The organism is Streptomyces sp. NPDC030799 (assembly GCF_055572255.1).
This window is the reverse complement of sequence record NZ_JBVIDS010000008.1, coordinates 419,385-435,217: the sequence shown is the minus strand read 5'-3', so window position 1 is coordinate 435,217 and position 15,833 is coordinate 419,385. Positions and strand designations below refer to the sequence as shown.

16 protein-coding genes and 1 riboswitch are annotated in these 15,833 nt (G+C 69.2%); of the genes, 13 read left to right on the top strand and 3 right to left on the bottom strand.

Annotated features, from left to right (window positions below; all coding sequences use genetic code 11):
- The 3 genes from ACZ41I_RS22635 to ACZ41I_RS22625 form a co-directional block, all read left to right on the top strand.
- A partial coding sequence (locus ACZ41I_RS22635; RefSeq protein ID WP_468514900.1) for a cytochrome c oxidase subunit I occupies positions 1–927 on the top strand: 927 nt, incomplete at its 5' end.
- The gene (locus tag ACZ41I_RS22630) at positions 924–1,322 is read left to right on the top strand and encodes a cytochrome c oxidase subunit 4 (RefSeq protein WP_031166647.1); all 399 of its coding nucleotides are present in this window, start codon (positions 924–926) and stop codon (positions 1,320–1,322) included. The genes ACZ41I_RS22635 and ACZ41I_RS22630, both read left to right, overlap by 4 nt.
- 133 nt (positions 1,323–1,455) lie before the next feature.
- A complete protein-coding gene (locus tag ACZ41I_RS22625; RefSeq protein WP_363220411.1) occupies positions 1,456–2,715 on the top strand; it encodes a L,D-transpeptidase in 1,260 nt (419 codons plus the stop codon).
- A gap of 110 nt (positions 2,716–2,825) precedes the next feature.
- Here ACZ41I_RS22625 and ACZ41I_RS22620 read toward each other — a convergent pair whose 3' ends face one another.
- Positions 2,826–3,227 (bottom strand): response regulator, encoded by a 402-nt coding sequence (locus ACZ41I_RS22620; RefSeq protein ID WP_363220412.1) that lies wholly within the window; start codon positions 3,225–3,227, stop codon positions 2,826–2,828.
- 166 nt (positions 3,228–3,393) lie between these two features.
- Here ACZ41I_RS22620 and ctaE point away from each other — a divergent pair, with 166 nt between their 5' ends.
- The 6 genes from ctaE to ACZ41I_RS22590 all read left to right on the top strand — a co-directional run bounded on the left by ctaE (position 3,394) and on the right by ACZ41I_RS22590 (position 10,471).
- Positions 3,394–4,014, top strand: a complete 621-nt coding sequence (ctaE, locus tag ACZ41I_RS22615) for an aa3-type cytochrome oxidase subunit III (RefSeq protein WP_363220413.1) — start codon at positions 3,394–3,396, stop codon at positions 4,012–4,014.
- Between the two features lie 63 nt (positions 4,015–4,077).
- Positions 4,078–4,890: a cytochrome bc1 complex diheme cytochrome c subunit gene (qcrC, locus tag ACZ41I_RS22610; RefSeq protein ID WP_399769899.1), complete on the top strand. Its 813-nt coding sequence runs from the start codon at positions 4,078–4,080 to the stop codon at positions 4,888–4,890.
- Positions 4,887–5,945, top strand: coding sequence for a cytochrome bc1 complex Rieske iron-sulfur subunit (gene qcrA, locus ACZ41I_RS22605; RefSeq protein WP_399769902.1), 1,059 nt, complete (start codon positions 4,887–4,889; stop codon positions 5,943–5,945). Before qcrC ends, qcrA begins: the two co-directional genes overlap by 4 nt.
- Positions 5,942–7,579: a cytochrome bc1 complex cytochrome b subunit gene (gene qcrB, locus ACZ41I_RS22600; RefSeq protein WP_399769905.1), complete on the top strand. Its 1,638-nt coding sequence runs from the start codon at positions 5,942–5,944 to the stop codon at positions 7,577–7,579. Before qcrA ends, qcrB begins: the two co-directional genes overlap by 4 nt.
- A gap of 118 nt (positions 7,580–7,697) precedes the next feature.
- A complete protein-coding gene (gene trpD, locus ACZ41I_RS22595; protein WP_363219462.1) occupies positions 7,698–8,762 on the top strand; it encodes an anthranilate phosphoribosyltransferase in 1,065 nt (354 codons plus the stop codon).
- 74 nt (positions 8,763–8,836) lie between these two features.
- Positions 8,837–8,953: riboswitch (SAM riboswitch) on the top strand.
- A gap of 156 nt (positions 8,954–9,109) precedes the next feature.
- On the top strand, positions 9,110–10,471 hold the full coding sequence (locus tag ACZ41I_RS22590) for an aminotransferase class V-fold PLP-dependent enzyme (protein ID WP_468514899.1): 1,362 nt from the start codon (positions 9,110–9,112) through the stop codon (positions 10,469–10,471).
- Between the two features lie 43 nt (positions 10,472–10,514).
- Here the strand turns inward: ACZ41I_RS22590 and ACZ41I_RS22585 are convergent, their stop codons facing one another.
- Together ACZ41I_RS22585 and ACZ41I_RS22580 are read right to left on the bottom strand one after the other, a co-directional pair.
- Complete coding sequence (locus ACZ41I_RS22585; protein ID WP_363219460.1) at positions 10,515–10,796, bottom strand: Lrp/AsnC family transcriptional regulator; 282 nt, start codon at positions 10,794–10,796, stop codon at positions 10,515–10,517.
- Entirely contained in the window at positions 10,793–11,536 is a 744-nt protein-coding gene (locus ACZ41I_RS22580) for a rhomboid family intramembrane serine protease (protein ID WP_363219459.1), read from the bottom strand. The genes ACZ41I_RS22585 and ACZ41I_RS22580 overlap by 4 nt, the downstream gene beginning before the upstream one ends.
- 153 nt (positions 11,537–11,689) lie before the next feature.
- On the opposite strand from ACZ41I_RS22580, the gene ACZ41I_RS22575 reads away from it, so the two are divergent.
- The 4 genes from ACZ41I_RS22575 (at position 11,690) to ACZ41I_RS22560 (ending at position 15,833) form a co-directional block, all read left to right on the top strand.
- Positions 11,690–11,929 carry a hypothetical protein gene (locus ACZ41I_RS22575; protein WP_363219458.1) on the top strand — a complete coding sequence of 80 codons (240 nt, stop codon included), beginning with the start codon at positions 11,690–11,692 and terminating at the stop codon, positions 11,927–11,929.
- A gap of 46 nt (positions 11,930–11,975) precedes the next feature.
- Positions 11,976–13,319 (top strand): NYN domain-containing protein, encoded by a 1,344-nt coding sequence (locus ACZ41I_RS22570; RefSeq protein WP_468320263.1) that lies wholly within the window; start codon positions 11,976–11,978, stop codon positions 13,317–13,319.
- Between the two features lie 220 nt (positions 13,320–13,539).
- Positions 13,540–14,568 carry a C40 family peptidase gene (locus ACZ41I_RS22565; RefSeq protein WP_363219456.1) on the top strand — a complete coding sequence of 343 codons (1,029 nt, stop codon included), beginning with the start codon at positions 13,540–13,542 and terminating at the stop codon, positions 14,566–14,568.
- Between the two features lie 239 nt (positions 14,569–14,807).
- Complete coding sequence (locus tag ACZ41I_RS22560) at positions 14,808–15,833, top strand: C40 family peptidase (protein WP_468514898.1); 1,026 nt, start codon at positions 14,808–14,810, stop codon at positions 15,831–15,833.

Sequence of the window (15,833 nt, the reverse complement as noted above, 5' to 3'; positions counted from 1 at the left end):
GTGTACATCATCGCGCTGCCGTTCTTCGGCATCATCAGTGAGGTCATCCCGGTCTTCAGCCGCCGGCCGATCTTCGGCTACATGAACCTGATCGCGGCGACCATCGCGATCGCCGGTCTGTCCGTGACCGTGTGGGCCCACCACATGTACGTCACCGGTGGTGTGCTGCTGCCGTTCTTCTCGTTCATGACCTTCCTGATCGCCGTGCCGACCGGTGTGAAGATCTTCAACTGGATCGCCACCATGTGGAACGGCTCGCTGTCCTTCGAGACGCCGATGCTCTGGGCGATCGGCTTCCTGATCACCTTCACGTTCGGTGGTCTGACCGGTGTCATCCTGGCCTCGCCGCCGATGGACTTCCACGTCTCCGACTCGTACTTCGTGGTGGCGCACTTCCACTACGTGGTCTTCGGCACGGTCGTGTTCGCGATGTTCTCCGGTTTCCACTTCTGGTGGCCGAAGATGACCGGCAAGATGCTGGACGAGCGGCTCGGCAAGATCACCTTCTGGACGCTGTTCGTCGGCTTCCACGGCACCTTCCTGGTCCAGCACTGGCTGGGCGCCGAGGGCATGCCGCGTCGTTACGCCGACTACCTGGCGGCCGACGGCTTCACCGCCCTGAACACGATCTCGACGATCAGCTCGTTCCTGCTCGGCCTGTCGATCCTGCCGTTCCTCTACAACGTCTGGAAGACGGCCAAGTACGGCAAGCCGGTCGGCGTGGACGACCCGTGGGGCTACAGCCGCTCGCTGGAGTGGGCGACGTCCTGCCCGCCGCCGCGGCACAACTTCGTCACCCTGCCGCGGATCCGCAGCGAGTCCCCGGCGTTCGACCTGCACCACCCTGAGATCGCCGCGCTTGAGCAGCTGGAGTACGCCGGTCACGGCGCCGGCGCCGTCGAGGGCAGCAAGGAGGCCGGCAAGTGAAGATCCAGGGTCGGATGTTCATCTGGCTGAGCGTCTTCATCCTGATCATGGCCATCGTGTATGGCGTGTGGTCGAAGGAGCCGGCCGGTACCACCGCGCTCTTCCTGGCCTTCGGCCTGAGCGTCATGATCGGCTTCTACCTGGGCTTCACCGCCCGGCGGGTCGACGCGGGCGCCCAGGACGACAAGGAGGCCGATGTCGCGGACGACGCGGGCGAGCTGGGCTTCTTCAGCCCGCACAGCTGGCAGCCGCTCATGCTGGGCTTCGGCGGTGCGATCGCCTTCCTCAGCATCGCGGTCGGCTGGTGGCTGATCTACTTCTCGGCCCCGTTCATCGTGATCGGTCTGTTCGGCTGGGTGTTCGAGTACTACCACGGTGAGAACCGCACCCAGTAGCACACAAGAGCGCACGCCGGAAGCCCGGACACTCCATCAGGAGCGTCCGGGCTTCCGGCGTCTGCCGTAGTGTCGATGACTCGTACGGATTACCTGCCGCGCCAGTGGGGTCGGCGTCTCATAGCGTGATCATATGAACCACACTCCGCGGACCCGCACCGTCGTCAGCTGCGCCCTGCTGGTGACCGTCCTCGGCGCGGGCTTCATTGCCTGCGGTTCGGACGGCAACCCCCTGTCGGCCCAGCCGTACGACGCAGCGGACCTGATCTCCTTCAACGGCCCCGCCGACGCGGGCAAGCGGGCCGACCCGGACAAGCCCCTAGAGGTCACCGTGGACGACGAGGGGCGCATCACCGACGTCACGGCCCAGGACTCCACAGGGCGCTATGTGACGGGCGAACTCACCGCCGACGGCAGCCGCTGGCACAGCACCTCCCCGCTGGCCGCCAACGCCCACTACACGGTCACGGTGAGCACCGAGGACGACGACGGCGCGCCGGGCCGCAAGGTCTACACGTTCGACACCAGCAAGCCCAGCGGCAAGAAGCGTCTGAACGTCACCTTCGGGCCGGACGCGGGCCAGTACGGCGTGGGACAGCCCATCACCGCCCAACTCGACCAGGAGGTCAGGGACAAGGCACAGCGGGCCGTGGTGGAACGCGCCCTCAGGGTGGACTCCACGCCGGCCGTGCCGGGCTCCTGGTACTGGGTGAGCAACAAGGAACTCCACTACCGTCCCAAGGAGTACTGGCCCGTACACGCCAGCATCGAGGTGCACAGCAACCTGGACGGCGTACGGATCAGCGACCGGCTGTGGGGCGGCAAGTCGAAGCCGCTGAGGATCACCACGGGGGAGAAGATCGAGGCCGTCACGGACGCCTCGGCACACCAGCTGACGTTCTACGAGAACGGCAAGGTGATCAACCAGGTGCCCGTCACCACCGGCAAGCCCGGCTACGAGACCCGCAACGGAGTCAAGGTCGTCCTGGAGAAGCAGTACTTCGTACGGATGCGCGGCGTCACCGTCGGGATCGCCGAGGGCAGTTCCGACTCGTACGACCTGCCGGTCTACTACGCCACCCGGGTCACCTGGTCCGGCGAGTACGTCCACGCCGCACCCTGGTCCGTGGGCTCGCAGGGCTACGCCAACGTCAGCCATGGCTGCACGGGCATGAGCACCGGCAACGCCGAGTGGTTCTTCGACCACATCCACGAGGGCGACATCGTCAGGGTCGTCAACTCCAACGGCGACCCGATGGAACCCTTCGGCAACGGCTTCGGCGACTGGAACGTCGACTGGAAGAAATGGCGCACGGGCTCGGCCCTGAACACCGACCAGCCCGACGGCCCGACCCCGGCGGACACGGTACGCCTGCGGCCGACGGCAGTGTGAGGAGCGTACGGCAGGGGCGCGGGGCCGTGCCCGATGTGCGGCTGCCGCCGCGTGGGCGCGACGGGCCACGACGAACCGGCAGCGGCGCAGGCACCCCGCGCCCCAAGCTCCTAGGCGCCCACCAACCGCTTCTGGCGGAGCAGGGAAGCAAGGGCCGAGGCGAACTCCACCGGATCCACCGGCAGGGTCACCGCGGCGTCGGCCCGGCTCCAGGTGGCCAGCCACGCGTCCTGCGGCCGCCCCATCAGCAGCAGCACCGGCGGGCAGTTGAAGACCTCGTCCTTGATCTGCCGGCACACCCCCATGCCCCCCATCGGCACGGCCTCACCGTCCAGCACACACACGTCGATGCCGCCGCGGTCCAGCTCGCGCAGCACCGCCTCGGGCGTCGCACACTCCACGAACTCGACAAAGGGGACGTCGGGAGCCGGCTTGCGGCCGGAGGCCAGCCGTACTTGCTCGCGGGTGTTGGAGTCGTCGCTGTAGACCAGCACCGTGGCGGTCGGCTGCATTGTTCCTCCGGGACGTCAGCGTCGTACGGACGGACGGACAGGGCCGTTCGGGGCGGAGCTTACTCCCGTGGAAGTCCCCATGAACACCACGTCAACACCGGTTCGGCGGGGGGCAACACTCCGAACGGCACCCCCCGGAGTGAGGGCGGGATAAGCGACCGACATAATGTCGGTCGTGGCGACAGCAACGACAGTAGAAACCGGGCACGCGCACCCGTCGGTCAACCGGCCGAACCTCACCAGCGTCGGAACCATCATCTGGCTGAGTTCCGAGCTGATGTTCTTCGCGGCCCTCTTCGCGATGTACTTCACCCTGCGATCGGTGACGGGTCCGGCGCACTGGAAGCACATGGCCGACGCGCTCAATGTGCCCTTCTCCGCGACGAACACCACGATCCTGGTGCTCTCCTCGCTCACCTGCCAGCTCGGCGTGTTCGCGGCCGAGCGCGGGGACGTGAAGAAGCTCCGCGGGTGGTTCATCCTCACCTTCATCATGGGTGCGATCTTCATCGGCGGTCAGATCTACGAGTACACGAGCCTGGTGAAGGACGAGGGCATCTCGCTCTCCTCCGACCCGTACGGCTCGGTGTTCTACCTGACCACCGGCTTCCACGGCCTGCACGTGACGGGCGGTCTCATCGCCTTCCTGCTGGTCCTCGGGCGCACCTACATGGCCAAGAGGTTCACCCACGAGCAGGCGACCGCGGCCATCGTCGTGTCCTACTACTGGCACTTCGTCGATGTGGTCTGGATCGGCCTTTTCGCCACGATCTACCTGATCAAGTAGCCGGGACCGGCTCCCGCACATCCAGAAGCACCGACGCAGAAGATCCTGACACCGGGGTAATCCGTGAAAAAGCTCTCCGTACGACGACGCCATCCGCTGGCGGCGGTCGTCGTCCTACTCCTCGCGCTGGCGGCCACTGGGGGGCTGTATGCCGCGTTCGCACCCGCGGGCAAGGCGCAGGCCGATGATTCCGCCCAGTCCCTGACCATCAAGGAGGGCAAGAAGCTCTACGAGGTCGGCTGCGCCAGCTGCCACGGCACCGGTGGCCAGGGCTCCTCCGACGGGCCCAGCCTGGTCGGCGTGGGCGCCGCGGCCGTCGACTTCCAGGTCGGCACCGGCCGTATGCCCGCGGCCACCTCGCAGGGCGCCCAGGTCCCGCGCAAGAAGGTCGTCTACAACCAGACGCAGACCGACCAGCTTGCCGCGTACATCGCCTCGCTGGGCGCCGGCCCGAGCGTGCCCACCAAGGAGCAGTACGGCCCCGAAGGCGCGGACATCGCCAAGGGCGGCGAGCTGTTCCGCACCAACTGCGCGCAGTGCCACAACTTCACCGGCAAGGGCGGTGCCCTGACCAAGGGCAAGTACGCGCCGAGCCTGGAGGGTGTCGCTCCGAAGCACATCTACGAGGCCATGCAGACGGGCCCGCAGAACATGCCGTCCTTCCCCGACACCACGATGTCGGAGAAGAACAAGAAGGACATCATCGCGTACCTGAACGCGGTCAACGGCAGCCAGACGGAGAACCCGGGCGGTCTGGAGCTGGGCGGCCTCGGGCCGGTCAGTGAGGGTCTGTTCGCCTGGATCTTCGGCCTCGGCGCGCTGATCGCGGTCGCCGTCTGGGTCGCCGCTCGGACCGCAAAGGCCAAGAAGTCATGAGTAGCCAAGACATTCCAGAAGAGAACCTGCCCGCTGAGCAGGACCACGCGCACGGCGCGGTAGGGATCGCGGACGAGGAGAACCCGTTCGCGGACCCGGGGCTGCCGCCTCACGAGCACCGGATCCAGGACATCGACGAGCGGGCCGCCAGGCGGTCCGAGCGCATGGTCGCCCTGCTGTTCACGGTCTCGATGCTGGCCACGATCGGCTTCATCGTCGCGTACCTGGTGATCCCGAACGACAAGTCGATCTTCGTCTTCCCGATCGGGCACCTCAGCGCGATGAACTTCGCCCTGGGTCTGACCCTCGGCGTGGCGCTGTTCTGCATCGGCGCGGGCGCGGTCCACTGGGCCCGCACCCTGATGTCCGACGTGGAGGTCGCCGACGAGCGGCACGCGATCGAGGCCCCGGCCGACGTCCGCGCGAAGGTCCACGCGGACTTCCGCCAGGGCGCCAAGGAGTCGGCGCTCGGCCGCCGCAAGCTCATCCGCAACACGATGTTCGGCGCGATGGCCCTGATGCCGCTCTCCGCCGTCATGCTGCTCGGCGGTCTGGGCCCGAAGCCCGGGACCATGCTCCGGCACACCCTGTGGGCCAAGGGCAAGCGCCTGATCAACATGAACACCAACCAGCCGCTGCGCCCCGAGGACGTCGCCGTCGGCTCCCTCACCTTCGCCAAGCCCGACGGCCTGGAGGAGACCGACGAGGAGTTCCAGAACGAGATCGCCAAGGCGGCCCTGATGATCGTCCGGCTGCAGCCGGGCAACATCAAGGACAAGCGCGAGCTCGACTGGTCGCACGAGGGCATCGTCGCCTTCTCCAAGATCTGCACCCACGTCGGCTGCCCGATCTCGCTGTACGAGCAGCAGACGCACCACGTGCTGTGCCCGTGCCACCAGTCCACCTTCGACCTCTCCGACGGTGCCCGAGTGATCTTCGGCCCCGCCGGCCACGCCCTGCCGCAGCTGCGCATCGGCGTGGACAGTGAGGGTTACCTCCAGGCGCTCGGCGACTTCGAGGAGCCCGTCGGTCCTGCATTCTGGGAGCGCGGATGAGTACTGCATCGAACGACGCACCCCGCTCTCGCGGGAAGGCGCCGGCCGGCGAGCGGATCGCCGACTGGGCCGACGGCCGGCTCGGGATCTACTCCCTGGCCAAGGCCAACATGCGCAAGATCTTCCCCGACCACTGGTCGTTCATGTTGGGCGAAGTGTGCATGTACAGCTTCATCATCATCATCCTGACGGGTGTCTATCTGACGCTGTTCTTCCACCCGTCGATGAACGAGGTGGAGTACCACGGCAGCTACGTCCCGCTCCAGGGGCAGCTGATGTCCGAGGCGTTCAACTCGACCCTGCACATCTCCTTCGACGTGCGCGGTGGTCTGCTCGTCCGGCAGATCCACCACTGGGCCGCGCTGATCTTCCTCGCCGGCATGTTCGTGCACATGATGCGCGTGTTCTTCACCGGCGCGTTCCGCAAGCCGCGTGAGATCAACTGGCTGTTCGGCTTCCTGCTGTTCGTCCTCGGCATGTTCACCGGCTTCACCGGTTACTCGCTCCCGGACGACCTGCTCTCCGGCACCGGTGTGCGCTTCACCGAGGGCGCGATCCTGTCGATGCCGATCGTCGGCACGTACATCTCGATGTTCCTCTTCGGCGGAGAGTTCCCCGGCCACGACTTCGTCGCCCGGTTCTACTCGATCCACATCCTGCTGCTGCCGGGCATCATGCTCGGCCTGATGGTGGCGCACCTGATCCTGGTCTTCTACCACAAGCACACGCAGTTCGCGGGTCCCGGAAAGTCCGAGAAGAACGTCGTCGGCATGCCGCTGCTGCCGGTCTACATGGCCAAGGCCGGAGGCTTCTTCTTCCTGGTCTTCGGTGTCATCGCGGCCATCGCGGCGGTCGCCCAGATCAACCCGATCTGGGCCATGGGTCCCTACCGTCCGGACCAGGTGTCCACCGGCGCCCAGCCCGACTGGTACATGGGCTTCGCCGAGGGTCTGGTCCGCTACATGCCGGGCTGGGAGATCAACCTCTGGGGTCACACGCTGGTCCTGGGCGTGTTCATCCCGCTGGTGCTCTTCGGTCTCGTCCTGGCGGCGATCGCGGTCTACCCGTTCATCGAGTCCTGGATCACCGGCGACAAGAGCGAGCACCACATCCTGGACCGCCCGCGCAACGCCCCGACCCGTACCGCGTTCGGTGTCGCCTGGGTGACGGTCTACATGATCGGCCTGGTCGGCGGTGGCAACGACCTGTGGGCCACCCACTTCCACCTGTCGATCAACGCCGTCACCTGGTTCGTCCGGATCGGCTTCTTCGTCGGACCGGTCGTCGCGTTCATCGTCACCAAGCGGATCTGCCTCGGCCTGCAGCGCCGCGACCGCGACAAGGTGCTGCACGGCCGCGAGACCGGCATCATCAAGCGCCTGCCGCACGGTGAGTTCATCGAGGTGCACGAGCCGCTCAGCCAGGAGCAGCTGCACACCCTCACGGCTCACCACCAGTACGCGCCGGCCGAGATCGGCCCGACGGTCGACGAGAACGGTGTCGAGCGCAAGGTTCCGGCCTCGGAGAAGCTCCGGGTCAAGCTGTCGAACGCCTACTACGGCGAGGACAACCAGATCCCGAAGCCGACCGTCGAGGAGTACAAGGAGATCACGAGCGGCCACGGCCACCACTGATCACCGCGTCGCCACACACGCTGAAGGGCCCCGTCCGGGTTGCGGACGGGGCCCTTCGCCGTCTCCGTGGCTGGATAGGGTGGGATCACACTGTCCCTTACGACACCAGGAGCGGCTGATGAGCGCTGTGACCCCCGCTGGAGGCGACACCGCGGCGGGCCGTTCCTGGCCCGAGGTACTGAACGCCCTGCTGGAGGGCCGCGACCAGAGCGCGGACGCCACGGCATGGGCCATGGACCGGATCATGCGCGGCGAGGCGACGGACGCGCAGATCGCGGGATTCGCCGTGGCGCTGCGCGCCAAGGGCGAGACGGTGGAGGAGATCAGCGGGCTCGTGCGCGCGATGTACGCGCACGCGAACGTGATCGAGGTGCCGGGGCGGACCGTGGACATCGTCGGCACGGGCGGTGACGGTGCCAAGACGGTGAACATCTCCACGATGTCGTCGATCGTCGTCGCCGGCACCGGGGCGAAGGTCGTCAAACACGGCAACCGGGCCGCGTCCTCGGCGTCGGGTGCGTCGGACGTGCTGGAGAAGCTGGGCGTCAATCTCAACCTTCCGCTGGAGCGGGTCCCGCAGGTCGCCGAGGAGGCCGGGATCACCTTCTGCTTCGCGGTGAAGTTCCACCCGGCACTGCGCCATGTGGCCGCGGCGCGCGGCCAGTTGGGCATCCGCACGACCTTCAACGTGCTCGGCCCGCTGACCAACCCCGCGAAGGTGCGGTCCCAGGCCGTCGGGGTGGCGGATCTCCGGATGGCGCCCATCGTGGCCGGTGTCCTGGCCGAGCGCGGCAACTCCTCCCTGGTCTTCCGCGGCGACGACGGCCTGGACGAGCTGACCACGACCGCCACCTCGCGGGTGTGGGTGGTCCGGGACGGCAAGGTCGCCGAGGAGTCCTTCGACCCGCGGGACGTCGGCCTCGACCTCGTCCCCGTGGAGGCCCTGCGCGGCGCGGACGCGTCGTACAACGCGGAGGTCGCCCGCCGCCTGCTCGACGGTGAGACGGGGCCCGTACGGGACGCGGTGCTGCTGAACTCGGCGGCGGCGCTCGTCGCGCTGCGGCCGACGGACGCGCCGCTGGCCGAGCAGCTGCGGGCCGGGATGGACCGGGCGGCGGAGTCGATCGACTCCGGTGCGGCGAAGCGGACGCTGGAGCGCTGGGTGGCGGCCAGCAACGCCTGAGACACACAGGGTGCGGTCCCGCGATTCGGACACGGGTTGCGGGACCGCGATCACTTCACGTACGTTCCTGACCAGGTCATGAGTGACAGTCATTCGGCCCCGGCCGGCTGTCCGGCAACCCTCCGTCCGTGGCGGGGTGCCCCGGGTGAAGACCAGGCCGTAGGCAGCGAGGTCTACGGCAAGCGCGGACCCCTCGCGCGCTTCTGAAGCGCGGGACCAGGGGTCCTGGTCGTTCGAGGGAGCCTTCCGTGAGCAAGCGAATGCGATAGGGCCGCCGAGCCCCGCCTCCGCACACCCTTTTCTCTTCTTCCTGCGCCCCAGGGCGTATGTCTCACGGGAGTTCCCTCATGTCCGTCTTCACCGCTGCCGCCGACCAGTCCGTTTGTGCCCCTCTGCCGGTTCTGGGCAGGGATGTCACCGTCCCGCTCGTCACCGGCGGAGAGGTCACCTACGCGGCCCTCGACTACGCGGCCAGCGCCCCCGCCCTGCAGCGTGTCTGGGACGACGTGGCGGCCTACGCCCCGTACTACGGCAGCGTCCACCGCGGCGCCGGCTACCTCTCCCAGCTCTCCACCGACCTGTTCGAGAACGCCCGCAGGACGGTCGCGGAGTTCCTGGACTGCCGGACCGACGACCAGCTGATCTTCACCCGGTCCACCACCGACTCCCTGAACCTGCTGGCCCGCGCCCTCCCCGCCGACTGCCAGGTCTTCGTCTTCGAGACCGAGCACCACGCCTCCCTGCTGCCCTGGCAGGACGCGAAGGTCACCTGCCTCGACGCCCCGCGCACCCCGCAGCAGGCCGTCGAGACCCTGGAGCGCGCCCTCGCCGACCGTGACCCCTACGGCCCGGCCCTGGTCTGCGTCACCGGCGCCTCCAATGTCACCGGCGAACTGTGGCCGGTGCGCGAACTGGCGGCGACGGCGCACGCGCACGGCGCCCGCATCGTCCTGGACGCCGCCCAGCTGGCCCCCCACCACCCCGTGTCGGTCCGCGACCTGGACGTCGACTGGGTCGCTTTCTCCGGCCACAAGCTGTACGCCCCGTTCGGCTCCGGTGTCCTGGCCGGCCGCGCCGACTGGCTGCGCACGGCCGAGCCGTATCTCGCGGGCGGCGGCGCCAGCCGCAAGGTGACCCGGCGTCAGGACGGCGGCGTGGACGTGGAGTGGCACGAGAGCGCCGCGCGGCACGAAGCGGGGTCGCCCAATGTGATCGGCGCCTACTCCATCGCGTCGGCCTGCAAGGCACTCACCGAGGCCGGCTGGGACACCCTGGTCGCCCGTGAACAGCACCTGGTCGCCAGGGTCCGCGCGGGCCTCGCCGAGGTCCCGCAGGTGAAGGTGCTGTCCCTGTTCGGCGACGACGCCCCGCGCGTCGGCGTCATCTCCTTCGTCGTGGAGGGCTGGAACAGCTCCCACTTCGCCGCGGCGCTCTCCGCCGAGTACGGCATCGGCGTCCGCGACGGCCTCTTCTGCGCGCACCCCCTGGTCCGCACCCTCCTCGGCAGCGACCCCCAGGCCCAGGGCGAGTGCGGCGCTCCCGAGGCCGCCCCGGGAGAGAAGTCCCTCAACGCCATCCGCGTCAGCTTCGGCGCGGGAACGCCCGACGAGCACGTGGAGCGTTTCGTGACGGCGGTACGGGAGCTGGTGACCGACGGTGCGAAGTGGACGTACCGCACGGAGGAGGGCCGCTGCGTCCCGGCGGTGTGAAGCAGGCCTCGGGGGCGGCGCCCGCGCCTGAGCGGCGCAGCCCCTAGTTGTCCAGGCCGATCGAGAACGCGGCCTCCAGGTCGTGCTGGGAGTAGGTGCGGAACGCGACGTGCGTGTCCGTGGCCTCCACGCCGGGGATCTTGCTGATCCGGCCGGGGATGACCTCGGCCAGGTCCTCGTGCCGGGCGACCCGGACCATGGCGATCAGGTCGTAGGTGCCGGTGACCGAGAAGACCTCGCTGACGCTCTCCAGCGCGGCGATCTGTTCCGCGATCTCGGGGATCCGGTCCACGCTGGTCTTGATGAGGACGATCGCGGTGATCACGGCTGGTTCTCTCCCTCGGGTGCCGGAGCTGGGGCGGACTTCACTCTAGCCGTACGGCCATAGCGCACCCATGCGTAGCCGAAGCCCAGGCCGAAGCCGACCAGGTGGGCCAGATACGCCACCCCGGGGCCGTCGGAGGCCTGCCGTGCCGCCGCCCACTGCAGCGCCGCCCAGGACGGCAGCACGACCCACGCCGGGAAGCGCAGCGGCAGGAAGAACAGGAACGGGAGAAGACTGGTCACGCGGGCGCGTGGGAACAGGTACAGGAACGCTCCGAGGACCGCCGAGATCGCCCCGGACGCGCCGACCAGCGACTGCTCGGAGGCGGCGTTGGCGGCCGCGTAGCCCAGCAGGGCCAGGTAGCCGCAGCCGACGTAGAAGAGGGTGAACTCGACCCGGCCCATCCGTTCCTCGGTCATCCCGCCGAAGACGAAGAGGAAGAGCATGTTGCCGAGCAGATGCACCCAGCTGCCGTGCACGAACAGGGCCGTGGCGGGGGTGAGGGCCGCGTGCGCCGGTCCGGCGAACAGCTCGGACGGCACCACGCCCCAGCGCCGGAAGTACGCCCGCTGCGCGGCGAGCAGCGCGCTCCCGGAGCCGTACCCCGGCACGAGCCCCGAGGCCGGGCCCAGGACGAACAGCAGACAGCACAGGCCGATGAGGACGTATGTCATCGGTGCCGGCGCGCTCCGGACCGCTCTGAGGGCCCTGCCGGCCGCCGTGCTCCACTCGCTGATCATGAACACAGAGCATGACGTAACGGGACGCAACCCGACAGACCGCCTCGCCGCCGCGGACGGACGGGCGGCGAGTCCCCGGCAGGCCGTAGGGTTACGGCCACACGCGTCGGCCGGCGGCGCGGGAGCGAGACGAGAAGGAAGCGGACAGCCACGATGACGGTTCCCCTGCCGACCGCGAAGACCCGGTGGCGTTGCACCCTGTGCGGCAACCTCACCCGGTTCGACGTGACCCGTTCCTCGAAGGTCGTCGAGTACGTCCACCTCGATCTGGCGGGCGAGCCGACGGTGGAGGAGCGCGAGGTGGTCAGTGAGACCATCGAATCGGTGCGCTGCCGCTGGTGCAACGCGGTGGACCAGGTGGAGCTCGTGGACAGGCCGGGCGCCGGCTCCTGAGCGGAGCGGCCGCGGAGAAGTAAACAGACATAGTGGGGTGTGACGGATGGTGGAGACCACAGGCGGGGGGCCGGGCGACGGCACCGCTGAGGTGCTTGACCGTCCGCTGCCCGACGGCGTGCGCCGCAGGGTCGTGCAGATCGTCTCGGACGGCTTCGGCGGGCTGACCGTGGCGGAACTGCCCGCCCAGCTACGGCAGTACGCCCGGTTCGCCCCCAATCGCCGGGCGAAGTTCGCCGGGAACGCGATGGCGGCGGCGCTGGAGACGGATCCGCTCTTCCGGCAGCGGATCGGAGAGAAGTTCAGAGAGGCCCAGCCGGAACTCGCCGGCGCTCTCGACTCCGGCTCCCCGCCCCCGGCCGCGGACCCGCTCGACGTGGCGGCCGCGGCCTATGTACTGCGCCCGCCGGGCTGGGTGAAGCTGGTCACCGCGGCCGGCGAGGAGGCCCAGCGCGCCGACGCCGAGCGGGCGGACGAGGAGAGCCGGGCCGAGCTGGAGCGGTTGCGTGCCGAGCTGGCCCAGGCCCGCGACCAGACCCGCGCCGAGACCGAACGGCTGCGCACGGAGCTGGAGTCGGCGAGGAGGGAAGCCGAATCGCTGCACCGTAAGCTCCGTGCCGCCCTCAGTGACGTCAAACGGGGCGAGGCCGCCCTGCGCAAGGCCCGGGGCGAGATCGACGCCGTACGCACGGAGGCGCACCTGCAGGTGTCGGCCGCCGAGAGCGAGTCCCGCCGGCTCAAGGCCCGCCTGGGCGAGGCGGAGGCCACGCTGGAGGCCACCCGCCGCGCGGCCCGTGAGGGCCGCAGCGTGGAGGACATGCGGGTCCGGCTGCTGCTGGACACCCTGCTGGAGGCCACCCAGGGGCTGCGCCGTGAACTCGCCCTGCCGCCGGTGTCCGTGCGGCCCGCCGAGACGGTCGACGCGGTCGAACCCGGACGGATGACCCCGAAGGACATCGCGGCGCGCGCCCTGTCCGAGCACGATCCGGCCATCCTCGACCAGTTGCTCGCGCTGCCGCAGGCGCATCTGGTGGTCGACGGCTACAACGTCACCAAGACCGGCTATCCGCAGATGCCGCTGGAGAAGCAGCGGCTGAGGCTGCTCGGCCAGCTGTCGGCGCTCGCCGCCCAGACCGGTGCCGAGGTGACCTGTGTCTTCGACGGCGCCGAACTGGCCGCCCCGGTGCTGCTGGCACCGCCGCGCGGGGTCAGGGTGCTGTTCTCCAAGCCGGGGGTCACGGCCGACGAGCTGATCCGCCAGCTGGTGCGCGCGGAGCCGCCGGGCCGTCCGGTCATCGTCGCCTCCACCGACCGTGAGGTGGCCGACGGGGTCGCCAAGGCCGGTGCCCGACCGGTCGCGTCTGCGGTGCTTCTCAAGCGACTGTCCTGAAGGTCCAACGGGCAGACTCAATGCCCGAATTGGCCGTATCGTCACGCAACGTAGGGTCAAGCGCGCATCACTGCATGTGAGTTCTGTGCAAAGAATGCATTGCGTGATGGGATTTTCTGGTGAGAGGATTTGAACTGATCACAACTGGGTCACTAGGGTCTGGGCTCGAACCTCCGAACGGGTGATCACTCACTCACTCACAAGAAGGAGTTCGTCCTCCGTGGCGTCCCACCGTCGACCCAAACAGCAGAGTCGCGCCCGCGTGACCGTGCTGACCACCGCAGCCGCCGCAGCCGTCGTGCTGAGCGCGAACGCCGCCAACGCCGCGCCGAAGCTCAGCAAGGACCAGGTCAAGGCCAAGGTCGACAAGCTGTACGAGGAGGCCGAGCAGGCCACCGAGAAGTACAACGGGGCGAAGGACAAGCAGCAGAAGCTGCAGAAGGAAATATCCACGATCCAGGACAACGTCGCCCGGGGCCAGGAGGACCTCAACAAGCTCCGCGACGGCCTGGGCTCGCTGGCCACCTCGCAGTACCGCACGGGCGGCATCGACCCCTCGGTCCAGCTGTTCCTGTCCTCCAACCCGGACGACTTCCTCGACAAGGCCTCCACCCTCGACCAGCTGAGCGCCCAGCAGGTCGACGCGCTGAAGAAGATCCAGGACAAACAGCGCGAACTCGCCCAGGAGCGGGCCGAGGCCACCGAGAAGCTCAAGGACCTCTCCGCCACCCGCACGGAGCTGGAGAACAAGAAGAAGGAAGTCCAGGGCAAGCTCGCCGACGCGCAGAAGCTGCTCAACACCCTGACGGCCAAGGAGAAGGCGGACCTGGCCGCCCAGCAGCAGCGCGCCGACCGCTCCTCCAGCGAGCGGGTGCACCTCGGCGACACCCCGCCGGCCTCCGGCCGTGCCGGGGCGGCCTTCTCCGCCGCCCAGAGCCAGATCGGCAAGCCCTACGTCTACGGTGCCACCGGCCCGTCCTCCTTCGACTGCTCGGGCCTGACCTCCTGGGCCTACGCCCAGGCCGGCGTCTCCATCCCGCGCACCTCCGAGGCCCAGGCGACCATCGGTCCCCACCTCTCCATGAGCCAGCTCCAGGTCGGCGACCTGGTCTTCTTCTACGGCGACCTGCACCACGTCGGCCTCTACGCCGGCAACGGCCAGGTGCTGCACGCCCCGCACACCGGTGCCGTGGTCCGCTACGAGGCGATGGCCGACATGCCGTTCCAGTTCGGCGTCCGGGTGAACTGAGGCACCCGCGGCACCCGCACACGGTGACGTCCGAACGGGCGAATCCCACGGACCGAGGCTGACTCCACGCCCCGCCCATGACCTGCGTCAGCGGCGGGGCGGCGGCGTTTTGTGCCGTCGCCGGCCTTGGCTCGGCGCCCTTCCCTGCGGCTACTGTCTGCCGCGTTTCCCCGGCGCCGGGGCCTCCCCGTCCCCAGGCGCCGGGGGAGCGGTATCCGTCCGCCAGCAGAAGGACTGCCGTGGGGTCTCATCGCCGCCTTGCCTCGTCCGGATTCGACCGGGGCGCCGCCGCTCTGTGTGTGCTGTCGGCCGCGGCCGCCGCACTCGGCGCCGTACCGGCGCACGCGACGCCGCGCGGCGACACCCGTGCCGAGGTGGACCGGCTCTACCAGGAGGCCGAGCAGGCGACCCAGGCCTACGACAAGGCCCAGGAGCAGGCGGGCACGCTGCGCCGCGAGGTGCGCGACGCCCAGGAGCACGTCGCGCGGCTGCAGCAGCGCATCAACGGCCTGCGTGAGCAGCTCGGTTCGCTGGCGGGCGCCCAGTACCGTGCGGGCGCCGTCGACCCGGTCGTCGCGCTGCTTTTCTCCGACGACCCCGGCGGCTATCTCGACAAGGCGTCCACCCTCGACCGCATCGGCGTCCAGCAGGTCGGGCGGCTGCGGGAGTTGCGCTCCGCGCTGCGGGACCTGACCCAGGAGCGCACGGAGGCGGCCGGGAAGCTCGGCGCGCTGGAGAAGAGCCGCAAGGCGGTGGCCGCGCACAAGCGGACCGTGGAGACCAAGCTCGCCAGGGCCCGGCGGCTGCTCAACTCGATGCCCGTCGCCGACCGCGCCGCCTACGACCGGGTCTCGCGCTCCGACGGCCCCGACCGCCTCGACCTGCACCTTCCCGACCTGACCGGTCCCGTCCTCCCCGACGCCCGTGCCGCCGCCGCGGTGGCCGCGGCCCGCTCCGCCCTCGGCCGCCCGTATGTGTGGGGTGCCAACGGCCCCACGGGCTTCGACTGTTCGGGCCTGATGCAGTGGTCGTACGCGCACGCCGGGATCCAGCTGCCGCGCACCTCGCAGGAGCAGCGCTTCGTCGGCCGGCAGATCCCGCTGTCCGAGGCCCGCCCCGGCGACCTGGTGGTCTACCGCTCCGACGCCAGCCACGTCGGGATGTACGTCGGCAACGGCCAGGTCATCCACGCGCCCTATCCGGGGGCTGCGGTGCGTTACGACCCGGTCGGGATGATGCCGATCTCGTCGGTGACCCGGCCCTGA